Source organism: Thermovirga lienii, from assembly GCF_036847465.1.
Classification (GTDB): domain Bacteria; phylum Synergistota; class Synergistia; order Synergistales; family Thermovirgaceae; genus Thermovirga; species Thermovirga lienii.
Window position 1 is genome coordinate 16425 of the sequence record NZ_DAITZW010000005.1, and the last position, 16141, is coordinate 32565.

General features: G+C 46.0%; 17 protein-coding genes. 14 read left to right on the plus strand and 3 right to left on the minus strand.

The window, feature by feature from the left end:
• Positions 1 to 25 precede the first annotated feature (25 nt).
• From V7Z69_RS03140 to V7Z69_RS03195, 12 genes are all read left to right on the plus strand, one after another.
• On the plus strand, positions 26 to 1939 hold the full coding sequence (locus V7Z69_RS03140; RefSeq protein ID WP_014163631.1) for a V-type ATP synthase subunit I: 1914 nt from the start codon (positions 26 to 28) through the stop codon (positions 1937 to 1939).
• A 26-nt stretch (positions 1940 to 1965) separates the two neighbouring features.
• The gene (locus tag V7Z69_RS03145; RefSeq protein ID WP_334138504.1) at positions 1966 to 2379 is read left to right on the plus strand and encodes an ATP synthase subunit C; all 414 of its coding nucleotides are present in this window, start codon (positions 1966 to 1968) and stop codon (positions 2377 to 2379) included.
• Positions 2380 to 2389: 10 nt separating this feature from the next.
• A complete protein-coding gene (locus V7Z69_RS03150) occupies positions 2390 to 2704 on the plus strand; it encodes a V-type ATP synthase subunit F (RefSeq protein WP_244406314.1) in 315 nt (104 codons plus the stop codon).
• Positions 2701 to 3321, plus strand: a complete 621-nt coding sequence (locus tag V7Z69_RS03155; protein ID WP_334138505.1) for a V-type ATP synthase subunit E — start codon at positions 2701 to 2703, stop codon at positions 3319 to 3321. Before V7Z69_RS03150 ends, V7Z69_RS03155 begins: the two co-directional genes overlap by 4 nt.
• A gap of 83 nt (positions 3322 to 3404) precedes the next feature.
• A complete protein-coding gene (locus tag V7Z69_RS03160) occupies positions 3405 to 5129 on the plus strand; it encodes a V-type ATP synthase subunit A (RefSeq protein WP_416376410.1) in 1725 nt (574 codons plus the stop codon).
• Position 5130: 1 nt separating this feature from the next.
• Positions 5131 to 6507: a V-type ATP synthase subunit B gene (locus tag V7Z69_RS03165; RefSeq protein WP_014163626.1), complete on the plus strand. Its 1377-nt coding sequence runs from the start codon at positions 5131 to 5133 to the stop codon at positions 6505 to 6507.
• Positions 6508 to 6609: 102 nt separating this feature from the next.
• Positions 6610 to 7053 carry a universal stress protein gene (locus V7Z69_RS03170; protein WP_014163625.1) on the plus strand — a complete coding sequence of 148 codons (444 nt, stop codon included), beginning with the start codon at positions 6610 to 6612 and terminating at the stop codon, positions 7051 to 7053.
• A 135-nt stretch (positions 7054 to 7188) separates the two neighbouring features.
• The gene (locus tag V7Z69_RS03175; protein WP_014163624.1) at positions 7189 to 8907 is read left to right on the plus strand and encodes a DEAD/DEAH box helicase; all 1719 of its coding nucleotides are present in this window, start codon (positions 7189 to 7191) and stop codon (positions 8905 to 8907) included.
• A gap of 167 nt (positions 8908 to 9074) precedes the next feature.
• Positions 9075 to 9668, plus strand: coding sequence for a DUF4412 domain-containing protein (locus V7Z69_RS03180; protein WP_014163623.1), 594 nt, complete (start codon positions 9075 to 9077; stop codon positions 9666 to 9668).
• 116 nt (positions 9669 to 9784) lie between these two features.
• Positions 9785 to 10579: a Spy/CpxP family protein refolding chaperone gene (locus V7Z69_RS03185; RefSeq protein ID WP_014163622.1), complete on the plus strand. Its 795-nt coding sequence runs from the start codon at positions 9785 to 9787 to the stop codon at positions 10577 to 10579.
• Positions 10580 to 10612: 33 nt separating this feature from the next.
• Positions 10613 to 11320, plus strand: a complete 708-nt coding sequence (locus V7Z69_RS03190) for a response regulator transcription factor (RefSeq protein ID WP_014163621.1) — start codon at positions 10613 to 10615, stop codon at positions 11318 to 11320.
• A 17-nt stretch (positions 11321 to 11337) separates the two neighbouring features.
• Positions 11338 to 12705, plus strand: a complete 1368-nt coding sequence (locus V7Z69_RS03195) for an ATP-binding protein (protein ID WP_014163620.1) — start codon at positions 11338 to 11340, stop codon at positions 12703 to 12705.
• 2 nt (positions 12706 to 12707) lie between these two features.
• Here V7Z69_RS03195 and V7Z69_RS03200 read toward each other — a convergent pair whose 3' ends face one another.
• Together V7Z69_RS03200 and crcB are read right to left on the minus strand one after the other, a co-directional pair.
• The gene (locus V7Z69_RS03200; RefSeq protein WP_014163619.1) at positions 12708 to 13043 is read right to left on the minus strand and encodes a DUF190 domain-containing protein; all 336 of its coding nucleotides are present in this window, start codon (positions 13041 to 13043) and stop codon (positions 12708 to 12710) included.
• A gap of 16 nt (positions 13044 to 13059) precedes the next feature.
• Complete coding sequence (gene crcB / locus V7Z69_RS03205; RefSeq protein ID WP_014163618.1) at positions 13060 to 13449, minus strand: fluoride efflux transporter CrcB; 390 nt, start codon at positions 13447 to 13449, stop codon at positions 13060 to 13062.
• 178 nt (positions 13450 to 13627) lie between these two features.
• Between crcB and tsaA the strand changes: the two genes are divergently transcribed.
• Positions 13628 to 14050, plus strand: a complete 423-nt coding sequence (gene tsaA, locus V7Z69_RS03210) for a tRNA (N6-threonylcarbamoyladenosine(37)-N6)-methyltransferase TrmO (protein ID WP_041445798.1) — start codon at positions 13628 to 13630, stop codon at positions 14048 to 14050.
• 23 nt (positions 14051 to 14073) lie between these two features.
• Positions 14074 to 14628, plus strand: a complete 555-nt coding sequence (locus V7Z69_RS03215; protein WP_014163616.1) for a DUF2284 domain-containing protein — start codon at positions 14074 to 14076, stop codon at positions 14626 to 14628.
• A gap of 51 nt (positions 14629 to 14679) precedes the next feature.
• Here V7Z69_RS03215 and V7Z69_RS03220 read toward each other — a convergent pair whose 3' ends face one another.
• Entirely contained in the window at positions 14680 to 15945 is a 1266-nt protein-coding gene (locus V7Z69_RS03220; RefSeq protein ID WP_334138515.1) for a serine hydroxymethyltransferase, read from the minus strand.
• Positions 15946 to 16141: the final 196 nt, after the last annotated feature.

Here is a 16141-nt window from a genome sequence, read left to right on the forward strand (position 1 = left end):
CCCTTACCCTGATAGGGCGAAGGAAATGGAAAAGGTAGCCAGTTTGATGGTCCTTTCAGGCGGATTTCAGCCTCTGCCACTTGACATTCTTCTAAAGGACAAGACTATTCGCTCAAAGATAACTTCTACGTCTGATAACCCTTATGATGAGCTCTTGGTAAAGCTTGCTTCCATTTGGCAAGCTGCAGGGGAAAAACCTCCTATTCCAGTGCCAATCCAGGTCTCCCCCAGGTTTAGCCTCGAGATAGCCTCCATGCAGGTTAACAGTGCAGTACGCAGATTGGAGCTTTGGTCTTCAAAGAAAGAGGAACTCGTCGAAAAGCTGGAGAAGCTAGAGGCTTTACTCTTTCTAATGAGAGCTTTGAAGGAACGGGGATTAAACTTGAAGGATCTTTTCGATACCAAGTATTTAGTCCCCCTTTTTGCAAAAACCAGTTCTGAAAACTTCCGCAGGCTGTTGGATTCATCAGAGGAGGCCCCGTTATACATAGAGTCCTTGCTTTCAAGAGGAGGCAACACGTGGTTTTTAGGGCTTACCGTACCCGGTTATGCAGAAGGATCTCAGAAGCTTTTGGATAGCCTTTACTGCAAAAGGTTTCATATGGAGGATTTGCAGCAAGAATTAGGGGAAAATTCAGAGGACTCTATAGTCAAAAGGATCGATAACCTTAAAAGAGCTATAAATGGCCTGGAGAAAGCTTCATCAAGATTACTTGATCGAAACAGAGAATTTTTTGTGAAGCTTTATTCTTCCATTTACACCATGCAGAGGGTGTATGAGTTGTGTCGCGGTAGAGGAGAACTGAAAGACCTATATATCCTATCGGGTTGGATCCCAGAGGATATATTAGAAAGGGTCCGTTCGGATCTGGAGAAAATGGCTCCCCAAACGGTCATGCATGTAGAAGAGATAAAAGCAATGCCTTATTCAGGCATAAAAGTACCAACATTGCTCAAGAATTTGCCCCTTGTCAGTGCTTTTCAAGAGATCGTGGCACTTTACAGTTTGCCCAGCTATGGAGAGATAGATCCATCTTTCTTCGTGGCGGTGACTTTTTGCCTGTTTTTTGGATTCATGTTTGGTGATGTAGGCCATGGGCTGATGCTCTTTCTTATTGCCGTTTTCCTCCAAAAGAGAAAAGTGGCATCTCGTTCCATGGGAATTGTGCTCAAATCGGCAGGAGCTTCATCGGTTCTTTTTGGGTTCTTATATGGAAGTGTCTTTGGAGTAGAAGGGATAATTCATCCTCTATGGATTTCTCCAATGGAGGACATGGGAGACCTCTTGGCTTTCTCTATTGGCATTGGGGTTTCCATTATGACCTTGGGAATGACGCTGAACATGATAACCCAATACAGGGCCAGAGATTTCGGGAGGCTGCTTTTCGATGGGCGAGGTCTGGCAGGTACCTTCCTGTATTTATCTCTTGCAGCCCTAGGTTATGCGACTTTGAAAGGTATAGTACTGCCTGGTCCTAAATGGGTCTATTGGGTCCTCCCGGTCCTTTTATTTGTGGTGATTCTCCTTAGGGACATCTTGGCAAGGGTCGTTCTCAGAGAGAGATCCAAGGAGAAAGAGAAACTTGGCTTGTACGTTTTCGAGGTTTTTCATAACCTTTTGAGCTTTATGAGCAACACGGCTTCTTTTGTCCGTCTTGCAGCCTTCGCATTAAACCACGTGGGCTTATCCCTGGCTGTAATGATGCTTTCAGATATGGTAAGAAACCTGCCGGGAGGATGGATATTAAAGGGGACATTGCTGGTGGTCGGCAACTTGCTGATCGTGGGTCTTGAGGGATTGATCGTCTTCATACAGACGTTGCGTTTGGAGTACTATGAATTTTTTGGGAAATTTTACCGTGGTGAAGGTAGAGCCTTCAGACCGGTTACGTTCGAAGGAAAGGATCTCCTTCGTAACACTAGGCGGACTATCAAATAGATTGAAAAAAATGGGGGGATGTCCATATGGCAGGTTTTTGGGTGTTAGTTTCGGTCTCAGTTGCAACTATTTTTTCAGGGCTTTTCTTGCGTAAGGCCACCTTGGAGGGGAGTCGAAAGGTTATCCTGCGATTTGTGTTAATGGGATTGTTTGCTTCTATTGTTTTAGGGGGTACTTTAGCAGTTTTTCCTGAGGCCTCATTGGCCGCTGCAGGAGGTTTGTCCTCCGGTGCTGGAATGGGTTTCGTTGGGGCTGCCGTTGCAGCGGGTCTTGCCTGTATCGGTGCAGGTATAGCTGTTGCGGTGGTTGGAGCAGCAGCCATGGGAGTCATAGGAGAAAAGCCTGAAATGTTGGGTACTACTTTGATATATCTTGGGTTAGCTGAGGGTATCGCCATATACGGCGTAATTGTGGCCTTATTGATATTGGGCAAAATATGAAAGGTGAAGGATGATGAGGGCCTTCTTGATAAGCGACAACCTGGACAGTTTGATTGGAATGCGCCTGGCAGGAGTAGACGGAGTTGTCGTGAAGGGGCCGAATGAGGCGAATTTAGCTATTGAAGAAGCGATTAAAGACCACGATATAGGTATTTTGATCTTTACGGAGAAGGCTGCAGAATGGGCTTATGAACAAGTGAGACTTCTTAGAGAGAAAGGCAGCCTCCCCCTGATTGTAGAGATACCAGATCGTCATGGCATGAAGAGAGAGGCAGATTTTCTAACCTCTTATGTGCGAGAAGCTTTAGGGGTGAACATAGAATGAGCAGTGAGGAGCTACTGAATAAGAAACTCAATGGTCTAAAGGAACTTATTTTAATGGAGGCCGAGCATGAGAGGGCCAAGATAATAGAAATGGCCAAAAGGGAAGCAGAGGCCGTGGAAAAGGAAGAAATGGAGAAGATAGCCAAGGAAGAGGCCCTGATCCTCAAAGAAGCGGAGGAAAGAGCCGAGTCCATCAGGAGACGGCAGGTTATGGCTGCTGAAAGGGAACGGAAGACGGAGTTCCTTAGACTACAAAACCAGCTTCTCAAAGAGGCAACGACTTTGCTGGAAGATAAACTCAACCATCTAAGGGAAGACCCAAGGTATCCGGAAATACTTGTTGGCCTGGTGTTGGATGCCATTTCTGTTTTAGAGGGAGTAAATGCCATAAAAATTCGTTTGTCAGCGCAGGATGCTCATTTGGGTGAGCATGTGGCCCAAGAGGTCAGAAAGTCACTGCCCAACTTGAAGGTCTCCTTTGATGGAGAGCCTGCACCCATACTTGGGGGAGTTTGGGTTTATTCCGAGGATGAAAAGCGCTTTGTCAGAGCGGACTGGAAGGCACAAGCCCAAGAATTGTCAGCATCGTTGGCAGATAGACTTTTGCCCCTTATTTGAGTGGGTAGACAAGGGGGGAGTGTGGTTTGAACAGCTTAGGCACCATTGTAAGTGTCAACGGTCCAGTGGTTAGGGCTAGGGCAATGCGAACCTTTGGCATGAGGGAGATGGTTCGCGTTGGCAAGCTTAACCTTTGGGGAGAGATAATAAGAATGGAGGGAGAAGAGGCCCTTATTCAGGTCTTTGAGGATACTCAAGGACTTCATCTAGGTGAGCCCGTGATAGGCACAGGTAGACCTCTTTCCGTTGAACTGGGCCCCGGCCTTGTAGGAAAGATCTTTGATGGCATAGGACGTCCCCTTGACACCCTTTTTGAACTTGAAGGAGCCATGCTCTCTCGTGGGGTTAAGACGGTAATGGTTAATAGAGATTCTATGTGGGATTTCACCCCTTTAGTCGAGGTGGGGGAGACCGTTTCAGGCGGCATGTTGCTTGGCGCTGTTCAGGAAACTCCTCTCTTAGAGCACAAAATATTGGTTCCTCCGAATGTGGAAGGTGAAATAACATTCGTGCACCAGGGAGGCACCATTTCAGCTTCTGATATCGTAGCGACTATCAAGGACCCATATGGTAATACGGTTGATGTGCCTGTAGTGCAAGTTTGGCCTGTAAGGAAACCCCGCCCCTATAGGGAGAGGCTTTTGCCTAACGAACCACTTGTCACGGGACAGAGGATAATTGACGGCCTTTTCCCCATAGCTCGAGGCGGAGTGGCAGCGATCCCTGGAGGCTTCGGGACGGGTAAGACGGTTACCCAGCACCAGCTTGCCAAGTGGAGCGATGCTCATTTGGTTGTTTACATTGGTTGTGGTGAGCGAGGAAACGAGATGACGCAGGTTTTGGAGGAGTTTCCTCAATTGAAAGACCCTCGTTCAGGAAGACCCCTTATGGAACGGACCATTCTGATTGCCAACACGTCAAACATGCCTGTTGCTGCTAGAGAGGCCTCAATATACACAGGAATAACAATAGCGGAGTATTTCCGAGACATGGGTTACCACGTTGCTTTAATGGCCGATTCAACCAGCCGTTGGGCAGAGGCCCTCAGAGAGATATCTGGGAGGCTGGAGGAGGTGCCTGCTGAAGAGGGTTTCCCAGCTTATTTGCCTACTCGCTTAGCTGAATTTTATGAAAGAGCTGGTCGGGTCATCACGTTGGGAGGGAACGAAGGAAGTATAACGATAATAGGAGCAGTATCCCCACCAGGAGGAGATTTTACCGAACCTGTTACTCGAAACACTAAACGCTTTATAAGGTGTTTTTGGGCATTGGACAAGAGCCTGGCGGGGGCAAGACATTTTCCTGCCATAAATTGGCTGGAGTCTTACAGTGAGTATGCCAGGGAAGTGGAAGACTGGTTTGCTGCTCACGTGGATCCTAAGTGGGGAGAGTACAGGGACAGGGTGAGGGAGCTTTTGGCGGAGGATGAGAAGATTCAACAAGTTATACGTCTTGTGGGTGAGGACGTACTACCTGATGAGCAGAAGCTGATAGCGTTCACGGCCTTTTTGCTTAAAAATGGATACCTGCAGCAAAGTGCTTTCAGCGACGATGCTTACTCCCCACCTGAGAAGGGTTTTGCCATTTTAGACTTGATACTTCATTTTTACGAAAAGGCTTCTGAGCTCGTGAAAAGAGGAGTGCCTCTTTCCCTGATAAGGGGAGGTAAACCGGTACTTGAGATAACCCACATAAGGGAGAGGACTTCAGAGGAGATAACAAATGAGATCTCTGGTCTGAAAAAAGAACTTGACGCTTTCCTGGACAAGGTGGGAAGCGAAAGAAAAGCTACGAGAGGAAGGGGCTAATATGCCAGTAGCTGAATATATCGGGGTTAAAGCTATTAACGGACCGTTTGTCCTGGTCGAAAACGTGAAGGGAGCAGGATATGGTGAGATAGTCGAGGTGATAGGGCCTGATGAAGTTACCAGAAAAGGAAGAGTCGTGGTGCTTGATGAGCGAGCTACCCTGATTCAGGTCTTTTCAGGCACTGAGGATCTGGTCCCTGAGAGTTCTCGGGTTCGCTTTTTAGGAAAGGAGCTTGTTATGACGCTCTCCCCATCTATATTAGGGCGCACGTTCAACGGACTTGGAGAGCCCAGGGATGGTTGTGGCCCCGTGTTCGGAAGTGTGGTGCGCAATGTTAATGGTTGCCCCATAAACCCTATGGCCAGGGTCTATCCCAGGGATTTTATTCATACAGGCATATCCGTCATAGACGTTCTAACCACCTTGGTCAGAGGACAAAAGCTTCCTATTTTTTCTGGTAATGGGCTGCCCCATAACAGGTTGGCCGTTCAAATTGCTACCCAGTCAAGACTTTTGGGGGCGGAGAACTTTGCCGTGGTTTTCGTAGGCATAGGGATAAAACATGACGACGCAGCTTTCTTTGAGAGAAACATTATGGAAAGGGGTCGAACCAACAACATAGTGACGTTCTTGAATTTGGCTGATGATCCCGTTATCGAAAGGGTTGCTGCTCCCAGGTTTGCTCTTACCGCGGCGGAATATCTTGCTTTCGACCTAGGCCTTCACGTGCTGGTCATAATGACCGATATGACAAATTATTGTGAAGCCCTCAGGGAGATTGGCGTGGCCCAAGGGGAAGTTCCGAGCCGTAAAGGTTACCCCGGGTACATGTACAGTGATCTAGCCTCTTTGTACGAGAGGGCGGGAGTGCTCAAAGACAGCGGTGGAAGCTTGACTCAGCTTCCTATCTTAACCATGCCTAACGATGACATAACTCATCCCATTCCAGATTTAACAGGTTTTATTACGGAAGGGCAGATCGTGCTTTCAAGGGAGTTGGATGGCAAAGGTATCTATCCCCCAATTGATGTAATAGCTAGTCTCTCTCGCCTGATGAAGGACGCCATAGGCAGGGATTTTACTCGGGATGACCACCCAAATGTGGCAAGCCAGTTGTTTGCCTCTGTAAGCAGGGTGGAGGAAGTGCGGTCTTTGGCTAGCGTAGTTGGTACAGAGGAGCTAAACGAGCAGGATAAGGCATCCCTGAAGTTTGGGGAGCGCTTTGAAAGGGAGTTCTTGAACCAGGGGGACCGAGAGGATAGGGATATAACAAAATCTCTGGACCTTGCCTGGAGCGTACTTTCAGAATTGCCCAGGGAGCAGCTTGTGAGGGTCACATCGGAGGAGTTGCGACTTCACATAAAAAAGTGGCTGTGACTTCTCGGAGATGAGGATTTTAAGTCAATATTTACTTTGCTAAAATATAGATGTATTATTACATCAGTAGGATGTATTGTTTGCAAAGGGAGGGGATACTGAATGAAGAAGATAGTTGTTGCTGTTGATGGTAGTCAAACCAGTATAGATCTCCTCGAGCACGCCCTAAAATACGCAGAAAAGGAAAAGGACGTATCTTTGTTCGTCCTACATGTGATAGAACCGTCCGAAGGGAAGACTGTTTGGTACAGTCACTACCCAGTTCATTTACTGCCTTCGGAAGAAGAGGTGAAAGAGAAGATCGAACAATTAGTGGCTGAAGCGTCAAAAAGAGGGAACGTCTCAAAGGATCTGCCGGTCACCGTTGTAGTGAGAAGCGGAGTCCCTTATGAGAGCATTTTGGACTATGCCAAGGAGATTGACGCATCAATGATAATGATAGGCCACAGGGGGCTTTCCGACCTGCAAAGGTTTTTTATCGGCAGCGTGGCGGCGAAGGTAGTTTACCATGCTCCCTGTAGTGTGTACGTTTATGTCCCCAAGTGATTTTGCTTTCTCCTTGACAAAAAAATGGGAAAGAGGATAATAGCCTAGTTAACATTGGGAGGCATGAAAAGGGGCACCCAAAAGAGGGTGCCCCTTTTCATGTGAAAAGAATACTAGGAGGAATTGATTAATTCTATGATTAATGCGAAAACGCAATATTTTGATGTGCTGAGAGAAGAATTAAGGGCAGCTATGAAAGAGAAAGGGTTTGTTGCCTTCACCCCTGTCCAAGAGCAGGTAATGGCTATGGATGACCATGACCGTGACATGATCGTAAGGTCTAAAACAGGTTCTGGCAAAACCTTGGCTTTTTTGCTTCCCCTTTTGAACGAAGGGACTTGGAGCAATGGTACCCCTAAAGTTTTGATTTTGTCTCCGACGAGGGAGCTTGCACAGCAGACGGCAAAGGAAGCCCGGTGGGTTGGGAGAAGATTGGACCTTGCTTTGGCTGTGCTCGTTGGCGGAATGGACATGGCTACCCAGATCAGGGACTTGAAGTGCGGAGCATCCATGGTGATAGGCACTCCAGGACGAGTCCTGGATCATCTTAGAAGAGGTAAGTTGGACCTCTCCGGACTAGAAACCATTGTTTTGGACGAAGGGGACCAGATGCTGGATATGGGTTTCCGAGAAGAACTTGAGTCTATCATGGACAGTGCCCCGCAGGTAGAGCGTATTTGGCTTTTTTCAGCCACTATGCCTGAGGAGATAAAGGCCCTTGCAAGGAAATACTTGAAAGATCCTCAAATCTTGTCTGTTGGAGAAGAGGGGCGCCATTCTGATATAAGCCACAAGGTTTATAGGGTGCCTAGGGACAAGAGAATAGAGGGCCTTATAAACACCCTTTTGTGGGAGAATCCGTCGAAGGCCTTGGTTTTTTGCCGCACTAAGGCTGAGACCGCTGATATCGCTGCAAGATTGTCAAAAGAGGGATTTAATACTCGGTGTTTGCACGGAGACATGTCTCAAAGGGACAGAAACCTCACGTTGAAGCTTTTTAGAGAGGGCTTGGTCAACCTTTTGGTAGCCACCAATGTGGCAGCCAGGGGACTGGATATTCCTTACATTGAGAAAGTGTTCCAGCTGGGGTTGCCAGATGACCTGGAAACCTTTACCCACAGAAGTGGTAGAACTGGCAGGGCTGGCGAAAAGGGAGAAAACGTCGTAATTTTGAATTTGAAAGAGGCAGAGAGATTCAAGGTCATGCTGCAAAGAACCAAGGTAAAAGCCGAGTGGCTTGATGTGCCTGATAAAAGCGAGATTTTGGTGATGTCTCGCTACAGGAAGCAGCTTGACTTGATGGAGGAGGGCCATTCACCTACGGAAGATTTTCTGGAATGGGCAGAAGAGCTTTTGAAGGAAACGGACCCTACACTTTTGGTGGCTAAACTGCTTATGGAGGTAGCCAAGGACACCCCCTGTGGATATGAGCTTCGGAACGAACTTAACACAGAGAGAAATAACCTTAAAAAGGTTCGCAAAGGTGCCAGTTTCGATGGAAAATCTAGTAATGCCCATTGGAATAAATCTAAGGCGACCGCGAAGATGGTAAAGATTGGGCTTAACCCATCGGTTGACTGGAACGTGGGGAAAATTTTGGGATGCCTTTGTAATGCCCTGGGAGTAAGAAGCTCCGAGGTCGCAGGAATTAAAATTAGGGGCCAAAGTGTGCATGTAGAGCTTTCCCCTTTAGCTATAAAAAATTTGAGGAAACGGGAGTTGGATTTAGCCCGTTGGGGATTTTCCAAAATAAACCCAGTGGAAGATAGTCATACTGCTAAAGCTCCCAAGAAAAGAGGTTCTGGGAGGACAGTTAAAAGCTCGAGGACAGGATCCAAGAAAAAGACCTTTTAGCTTTTAATAAGCATGTCATGAATGAAAACATTGAGAAAGGGGGTTACCTATAGGTAGCCCCCCTTTCTGTAAATGCGTTAAACTGCAAAAGTTTTAGTTGTGGAGTATAATATAAAAATGTAAACATGAACCATAATCACTTGAGATGAGAAAAGGGTGAGAGAGTCATGAAAAAGAGGATATTAGCTTTCTTGGCTTTTGGGATTGTATCAGTTCTCATGGTTGTTTGTCTTGCTGGACCTTCGATGGCAGCCGAGTTCAGTGCATCCATGGCTATAAGCAGCGCGCAGGGAGGAGAGATGACAGGCAATGTCTACGTGAAGGGAAACTGGATGCGTCAGGACCTCAACACACCTACGGGAGTCCAATCGGTAATAGTTAATCCTGAAAATAACGTGATGTACGTGTTGTTCCCGGAGCAGTCAGTTTACATGGAAATGGAAAATCAGCAGGTAACCCTGGACGAAAGTGAGACCTTAGAGACCAAGCTGGCGGACGTGGCGGATGTCAAAAAGTTGGGTAAGGAAAAAGTTCAAGGTTTTACATGTATAAAGTACCTGGTCACTTATCACGACCCGAATGCAGGCAAATCTACTATATGGGTATCTGAAAAACTCAATTACCCCTTGAAAATTTATTCTGAATCTCCTCAAGACACAGTTACCATAACCTACTACGATGTGGTGATAGGCAAAGTAGACCCTTCTCTTTTCGAAATCCCTGATGGCTACGAAAAAATGGACATGAAAATGCTTTATTGAGCTCTTGTCTTTCACAAATGGGCCTCTGTCTTTACAATTCTTAATAAAAATGAACGCCATCTTTACGGTCATCTGTATAAAATGTGCCTTGAGAATATTGGAGGAGGCGTTAGATCATGAGAAAAACTGTAGGTGTATTGTTGTTGATTTCACTGTTACTTTTAAATAGCCAGTCCCTTGCTTTTGCACAAAAAGCTAGCCATGGGAAGCCCTTTGCCGGTGGGCCCGAGGGGGTGATGGATCCTTTCATCTTAAACTCACTGAACCTTACGGAGGAACAAAAAAGTGCTCTGTGGGACCTATTGTTTGACGATAAGAAGGTTTCTTGGGGACGTGAGAATGTAATGGAGGACGTTCTTAAGCTAACCATCATAGATAAGCCTGTAGATAAAAAGACAGCTTCAATGATAAGGGAAAGAATAGAGGCCCATCTTTTGGAAAGGTACAAGAAATTACATAAAGTTTACTCCATACTTACTCCTAATCAGAGGGTTATGCTCAAGGCTAAGTTGGATGAAGGTATGAATGGTCCAGGATGGGGTAACAAAAAGGTAAAAGTGAAATATCTTAACAACAAAAATGGCATGGAGCACTTCTTTTTCATGAGCAAGTTGAATCTGTCCCCCGGGCAAAAAGACAAGATCAAAGTCATTGTGCATGAGACCTCGGAAAAGGTTCGGATGAACCGCACTAATTTGCGGAACCGTTTTGATAATATGTTCCGTCTTGTATGGAAGGATAAACCCGATTGGCATGCTCTGCGTTTGGAGAGCAAAACAGCATCCAAAGAAATGACCGAAAACCTTCTTGCATGGCAGAAGGCTATTCTGGATATTAAAAAAGAACTTACTCCTAGGCAGAAAAGAGAGCTCATGGATTACTTTAGAGGCATGAACTTTTTTGATCTTTAGGGATGGCTAGTTTTTCTTGAAGGGCGGCTGAAAATGGGAAGGATTCTTCTAGTAGAGGATGATGTGGAGCTTTGTGAGCTTCTGCATGAATACTTTGAATCTGAAGGCTTGAAGGTCGAATGGGTTCACGATGGTGGAGAAGGTCTGAAAAGGTCCTTCTCCAATTTATATGACATGATCATTTTAGACCTAATGCTACCTGGGATGGACGGGCTTGAGGTTTTGAAAAATTTGAGGAAGAAATCGAACGTTCCGGTCATAATTCTTACCGCAAAGGGAGACGATGTAGATAGGATAGTTGGACTGGAATTGGGCGCAGACGATTACGTCCCTAAACCTTTCAACCCTAGAGAGCTGTTGGCCCGCATACGGGCGGTTTTGAGAAGGGCGAAGGAGACCAAGGATCATAAACTAGGATCGTCTGAAGAGACAATATCTGTAGGAGACTTAAAACTTTACCCTTCCTCCAGGACTGTCCTTTTGAATGGTATGCCGGTAGAGTTAACATCTACAGAATATGAGCTTTTAGAATTCCTGGTAAGTTCCGCTGGGAAACTTGTAAGCAGACAAAAATTGGTTCAGAAAGTCCTTAAAAGAAGCTATTCTCCTTTTGACAGAAGCGTGGATGTTCATATAAGCAATTTGAGGAAGAAACTGGGACCTTACAAGGACGGACAAAAGAGAATAAAGACCGTGCGAGGCGAAGGGTACATTTTTACTTTGCCGAAAGACAGTGGATAATCTTGAGGAGCTAGAACATGTTCAGAAAACTTTTTTTGTGGTTTCTCTTCGGTATGCTCTTGGTCATAACAGTCAGTGCCTCCCTTACCATCTTTATGGCGAGAGAGGGAATAATCTTGACTGGGAGGGAAGATATCCTTTCAGCTGCATTGGAGAGTCATGGACTCAGGTGCCTTGAAATATACCAAGAGGAAGGCCCTTTGAGCTTAAGAGATGAGCTCAAAAAAATATTCGATCAAACTGGCTTTTTCATTCACATACTGGATGAAAAGGGGAGGCCTTTGTGGAATTTCCCTCACTCCGGTAGGGTAAGAGATTTGTGGCTCGAAGCAAAAAAAAGCGGTCGAGAGGTGATCAACAGGAGGGACTTAGTAGCTGTCTTCAAGGAGATAAGGACAGAAGATGGGAAAAAATATATTCTCATAGGAGTCCTTCCTAAGAGGCCTCTGTTTCCGGGTTTCATAAGGAACCCGAAGGCCCTTCTCATACTCGTTGTCGGTTTCTTGTTCTCAGTGATGCTTCTTGCATATGTTCTGACCAAGCACATCACAGGCCCCGTACTGCAACTGAGCGAGGTCGCAAAGGCCGTTACGGAAGGGAATTTTTCTGTAAGGGTAGGGGATGACGTCAAGAGGCGTAAGGATGAAATAGGACAATTGGGACTGGCTTTCGATGAAATGACCTCCTATGTAAATGAACTTTTGGAAGCACAAAACAGGCTCCTGCGCGATGTGTCCCATGAACTTAGATCTCCGCTGGCCAGGCTTATGGTTGCCTTGGAGTTGGCCCGTAAGGATTTGCCGGAATCCAACCAGAGGTTCCTGGATAGGGTGGAGAGAGAGGCTTCAACCTTAGGGGAAATGATAGGTCATATCCTATCTGTTTCTCGGCTTGAGCAGGAGATGGGGAAAAAGATGTTTTCAGAAAACGACCTAATAAAGCTTGTAAAATCAGTTATAGAGGATTCCAGGATAGAGGCTGAAAAGGACGGTAAGGAGATCCTTTTTAGATCCCAGTTTGAGCGATTAATTATTCCGATGCGAGTGGAAATGTTAAAAAGTGCTATAGAGAACGTTTTACGAAATGCCATAAGGTACACTCCTGTAGGTGGTCAGATCCAAATAAAAGTAGAAGATGGCGATGACTACATGATAAGGGTTAGCATAAGAGATCAGGGAGAGGGAGTTCCTATAGATCAGATAGATAAATTGTTCAAGCCTTTTTACAGGGTGGAGACGTCCAGGAACAGAAAGAAAGGTGGAGTAGGATTGGGGCTAGCTATTGCCAAGAGAGCCTTGGAATATCATGGAGGAAGGATAGAGGCAGCAAATGCCCCTGATGGAGGCTTAGTTGTGACCATGTGGCTTCCGTTGGCGAAGAAATGATCTTACTCTCCCCTTCTGTAATAGAGGACTTGTACCTTTTCCAGGGTGACCAATCCTTCTGTAATCATCTCATCCAGGTGGGGCAAAAATGCTTGAATTCGTTCTGGAGTATCCACTATCTCTATGACTACGGGCAAATCCTCAGAGAGCCTAAGTATCTTTGCTGAATGTAGTCTGCTGTGGGCGCCAAATCCTAGTATGCCCCTTAGGACGGTGGCACCTGCCATGGAAAGTTCCTTCGCACGGTTTACTATGGCTTCATAAAGAGGTTTTCCCTTGTATTTGTCGCTTTCTCCAATGAAGATGCGCAGCAATTGAGCTTCTTGGGGTAACTCCATGATATTTTTACCTCCATTAAATGAACTTGCCTACGATGATACCGCATAACATGGACAACAGTCCTATTCCATTTTGTAGAAGGAGGTTGGCGATCGCCCATGTGAGCTGATCATCTCGCAAAAGTTGAGCGGTTTCAAGCATGAAAGTCGAAAAGGTTGAAAAGGCTCCAAAAAATCCGACGAAGATTATAGTTCGAATTTCTCCCGCAAGCTCCAGTTTTTCCTGAAAGAGGGTGAAGAGGGCCCCTGCCAAGAAGCAGGCTATTATGTTTACCATAAAGGTTCCCATGGGGAATAGAATGGTCATGTTCTTTTGAATCGCTCCGGATAGGCCATATCTGCACAGGGCCCCTATTCCTCCTGCGATCACAAGCCACAAAATTTTCTGATAAAAAGTCAATGTCATAGGGTGCACCGCCTGTTAAGATCTTTAATTGTGTCGTATAGTTATGGTATATAAACCTTGTCCAATCTGCAAGTTATCAAGGCTCTTGAGCTGCTTGAATTCTTGATGCAAATTTGAGTTAGGTTAAGGCAAGTTTACCCAAGGATCAGAAAATTACGTGAAGGAAGAGTATGTTGCTATGGATTTTAAGCTCGTGCCCATAGGGGAGGTTTGTTCTCCCTTCAAGTCTTGTAGTGATGTTCCGCGACAAGCGGAAGATTGGCTGCCACCAGTCAAGATAAAAATATATGAAGAGTACCTTAGGGGGCTGTATAGGCTTAAAACAGGGCAGGTGCTATATATTTTGAGTTGGTTGCACTTGGCGGATAGGAAGATGTTGGAGGTCCACCCCAGAGGGGACAGATCGGTTCCACTTCATGGAGTCTTTGCGACTCGCTCTCCCCACAGGCCTAATCCCATAGGCTTGCACGTGGTGACGCTGAAAGAGTTAAAGGAAGATGGGATTATTGTTCATCCATTGGAGGCTATAGATAAGACGCCCATTTTGGATATAAAACCCTACAAGCTCCACTGGCCTCGTGGTGATGAAAAAAGAGCATAAAAGACAATAAAGGAGGCTTTCATATGAAGGGCTCAATCTTTGTAGAGAGAGTACCATTAGTTGATAAAGTTTTACATGAGCATGGATTCAGTGATTATAAATGGATCCGTCCTAGTGATGTTCCAGTATCTCAGTGGGTTAGAGTCAAGTGCATGTACGGCTGTCCAGATTATGGGCGCAATGCTTCATGCCCTCCCAACGTTCCTTCAGTCTCTGAGTGCAGTAGGTTTCTGGCCGAATATGAGAAGGCAGTTCTGATACATCTTTTCTGCGACTCCACGCTGGATGGCATGCGAGAGTGGGTGGTGAGGAATCAAAAGGAACTTCTCAAGGTAGAGAAGACCATATTTGTAGAAGGAATGGAAAAGGCTTTCTTGCTGTCCTTCGACAATTGCAATCTATGTGGTACCTGTGCAGGGAATGTGGTTGAGTGCAGATTCCCCTACATGAGAAGGCCCACCATGGAGGCCTTTGGCATAGAAGTGTTCACCCTGGTCAAAATGTTGGGGTATGGGATATCTGTCAAAAAGGACACAAAAGAGTCTACAGATAGATTTGCCCTTCTCTTGGTCCAATGACCTTTCTATTGCAATAACATGAAGAGGAGGGGCCTTAAAGCCCCTCCCAAATTAACTTTTCAAGGCCGCTGCGATCTCCTGAGGAGACATATAAAGGGGGTGCTTAAGGCACAAATCTATTACCATTTCTCTGTAAGAATTCATATTGGCCTTGTTCTTTTCTCTCAAAACCTTTCCTATTATGGAGGCCACGGTCTCGATCTCTTTTTCTTGAAAGCCCCTTGATGTGACGGCCGCTGTCCCTATCCTGATTCCACTTGTAACAGTGGGTTTTTTGTCATCAAAGGGTATCATGTTTTTGTTCACCGTTATGCCAGCCTTTGCTAGGTATTCCTCTGCTTCTGAGCCCGTCAAGTTCCAAGGCCGCAAATCTACCAACATAAGATGATTGTCTGTCCCTCCAGAGACTATACGAAGGCCCATTTCCTGGAGCAGGGAAGCCATCTTGCGGGCATTGGCTTGAACTTGCTTGGCATATTTTATGAACTCATCGGTTGATGCAAGTTTAAAGGTCACTGCCTTTGCAAGGAGGTTCTGCAGTATAGGGCCACCTTGGGTGCCGGGGAATATGGCCTTGTCTATTTTTGAAGCGTGTTCCTTGCGACACAATATGAAGCCGCCTCGAGCCCCGCGGAGCGTTTTGGTCGTGGTGCTAGTCACTACGTCAGCCCACGGGACAGGGGAAGGATGAACTCCTGCAGCTACCAACCCTGCAATGTGAGACATATCCACCATGAGGAAGGCACCTACTTCGTCGGCTATTTGCCTGAAAGCCTTGAAGTCTATGAAGCGGGAGTAAGCGCTGCAGCCGGCGACTATAAGTTTAGGGTTGTGAGCTTTAGCTAGATCCCTTACCTGATCTAGGTCTATCTGTTCTGTGGTTTTATCCACTCCATAAAATACGGCGTTGTAGAATTTGCCAGTTATGCTGACTTTGCTGCCGTGGGAGAGATGTCCTCCATGCGCTAGATCCATGGAGAGTATGGTGTCTTTGGGTTCAAGAAGGGCCATATATGCGGCCAAATTAGCGTTTACGCCCGAGTGGGGTTGCACGTTTGCGTGCTCAGCGCCGAAGAGAGCTTTGGCTCTTTCAATTGCCAAACTCTCTATCTCGTCTATAACTTCGCATCCCCCGTGGTACCTGTTTCCCGGGTAGCCTTCTGCATATTTGTTGGTCAACACGCTTCCTTGGGCTTCCATTATGCATTCTGGAACGAAATTCTCCGAAGCTATCAGTTCTATAGTGGTGCTTTCTCTTAACATCTCTTGGGCAATCAACTTGGAGATCTCAGGGTCTACCGCTTGGAGCTTGTGCACTTTTGCCTCACCTTCCTTGCAGATATTTAAAATATAATAACCCATAATATTGTATATGGTAAGGGAATATTTCAAATAGATATGGTTGGCAATGCTCAGAAAATATTGATAAAATAAGCAGTAACAGAAGATAAAAAAGGACTTTGGTTTGCAAAGCATCTCTTAAAGCCAAAGGGGAGTAGCTTAAAGACAGAAT

Coding starts and splice junctions, on each gene's coding strand:
- V7Z69_RS03140 (WP_014163631.1), top strand. CDS start 26: ATGGAAAAGGTAGCCAGTTTGATGGTCCTTTCAGGCGGATTTCAGCCT.
- V7Z69_RS03145 (WP_334138504.1), top strand. CDS start 1,966: ATGGCAGGTTTTTGGGTGTTAGTTTCGGTCTCAGTTGCAACTATTTTT.
- V7Z69_RS03150 (WP_244406314.1), top strand. CDS start 2,390: ATGATGAGGGCCTTCTTGATAAGCGACAACCTGGACAGTTTGATTGGA.
- V7Z69_RS03155 (WP_334138505.1), top strand. CDS start 2,701: ATGAGCAGTGAGGAGCTACTGAATAAGAAACTCAATGGTCTAAAGGAA.
- V7Z69_RS03160 (WP_416376410.1), top strand. CDS start 3,405: ATGCGAACCTTTGGCATGAGGGAGATGGTTCGCGTTGGCAAGCTTAAC.
- V7Z69_RS03165 (WP_014163626.1), top strand. CDS start 5,131: ATGCCAGTAGCTGAATATATCGGGGTTAAAGCTATTAACGGACCGTTT.
- V7Z69_RS03170 (WP_014163625.1), top strand. CDS start 6,610: ATGAAGAAGATAGTTGTTGCTGTTGATGGTAGTCAAACCAGTATAGAT.
- V7Z69_RS03175 (WP_014163624.1), top strand. CDS start 7,189: ATGATTAATGCGAAAACGCAATATTTTGATGTGCTGAGAGAAGAATTA.
- V7Z69_RS03180 (WP_014163623.1), top strand. CDS start 9,075: ATGAAAAAGAGGATATTAGCTTTCTTGGCTTTTGGGATTGTATCAGTT.
- V7Z69_RS03185 (WP_014163622.1), top strand. CDS start 9,785: ATGAGAAAAACTGTAGGTGTATTGTTGTTGATTTCACTGTTACTTTTA.
- V7Z69_RS03190 (WP_014163621.1), top strand. CDS start 10,613: ATGGGAAGGATTCTTCTAGTAGAGGATGATGTGGAGCTTTGTGAGCTT.
- V7Z69_RS03195 (WP_014163620.1), top strand. CDS start 11,338: ATGTTCAGAAAACTTTTTTTGTGGTTTCTCTTCGGTATGCTCTTGGTC.
- V7Z69_RS03200 (WP_014163619.1), bottom strand. CDS start 13,043: ATGGAGTTACCCCAAGAAGCTCAATTGCTGCGCATCTTCATTGGAGAA.
- crcB (WP_014163618.1), bottom strand. CDS start 13,449: ATGACATTGACTTTTTATCAGAAAATTTTGTGGCTTGTGATCGCAGGA.
- tsaA (WP_041445798.1), top strand. CDS start 13,628: ATGGATTTTAAGCTCGTGCCCATAGGGGAGGTTTGTTCTCCCTTCAAG.
- V7Z69_RS03215 (WP_014163616.1), top strand. CDS start 14,074: ATGAAGGGCTCAATCTTTGTAGAGAGAGTACCATTAGTTGATAAAGTT.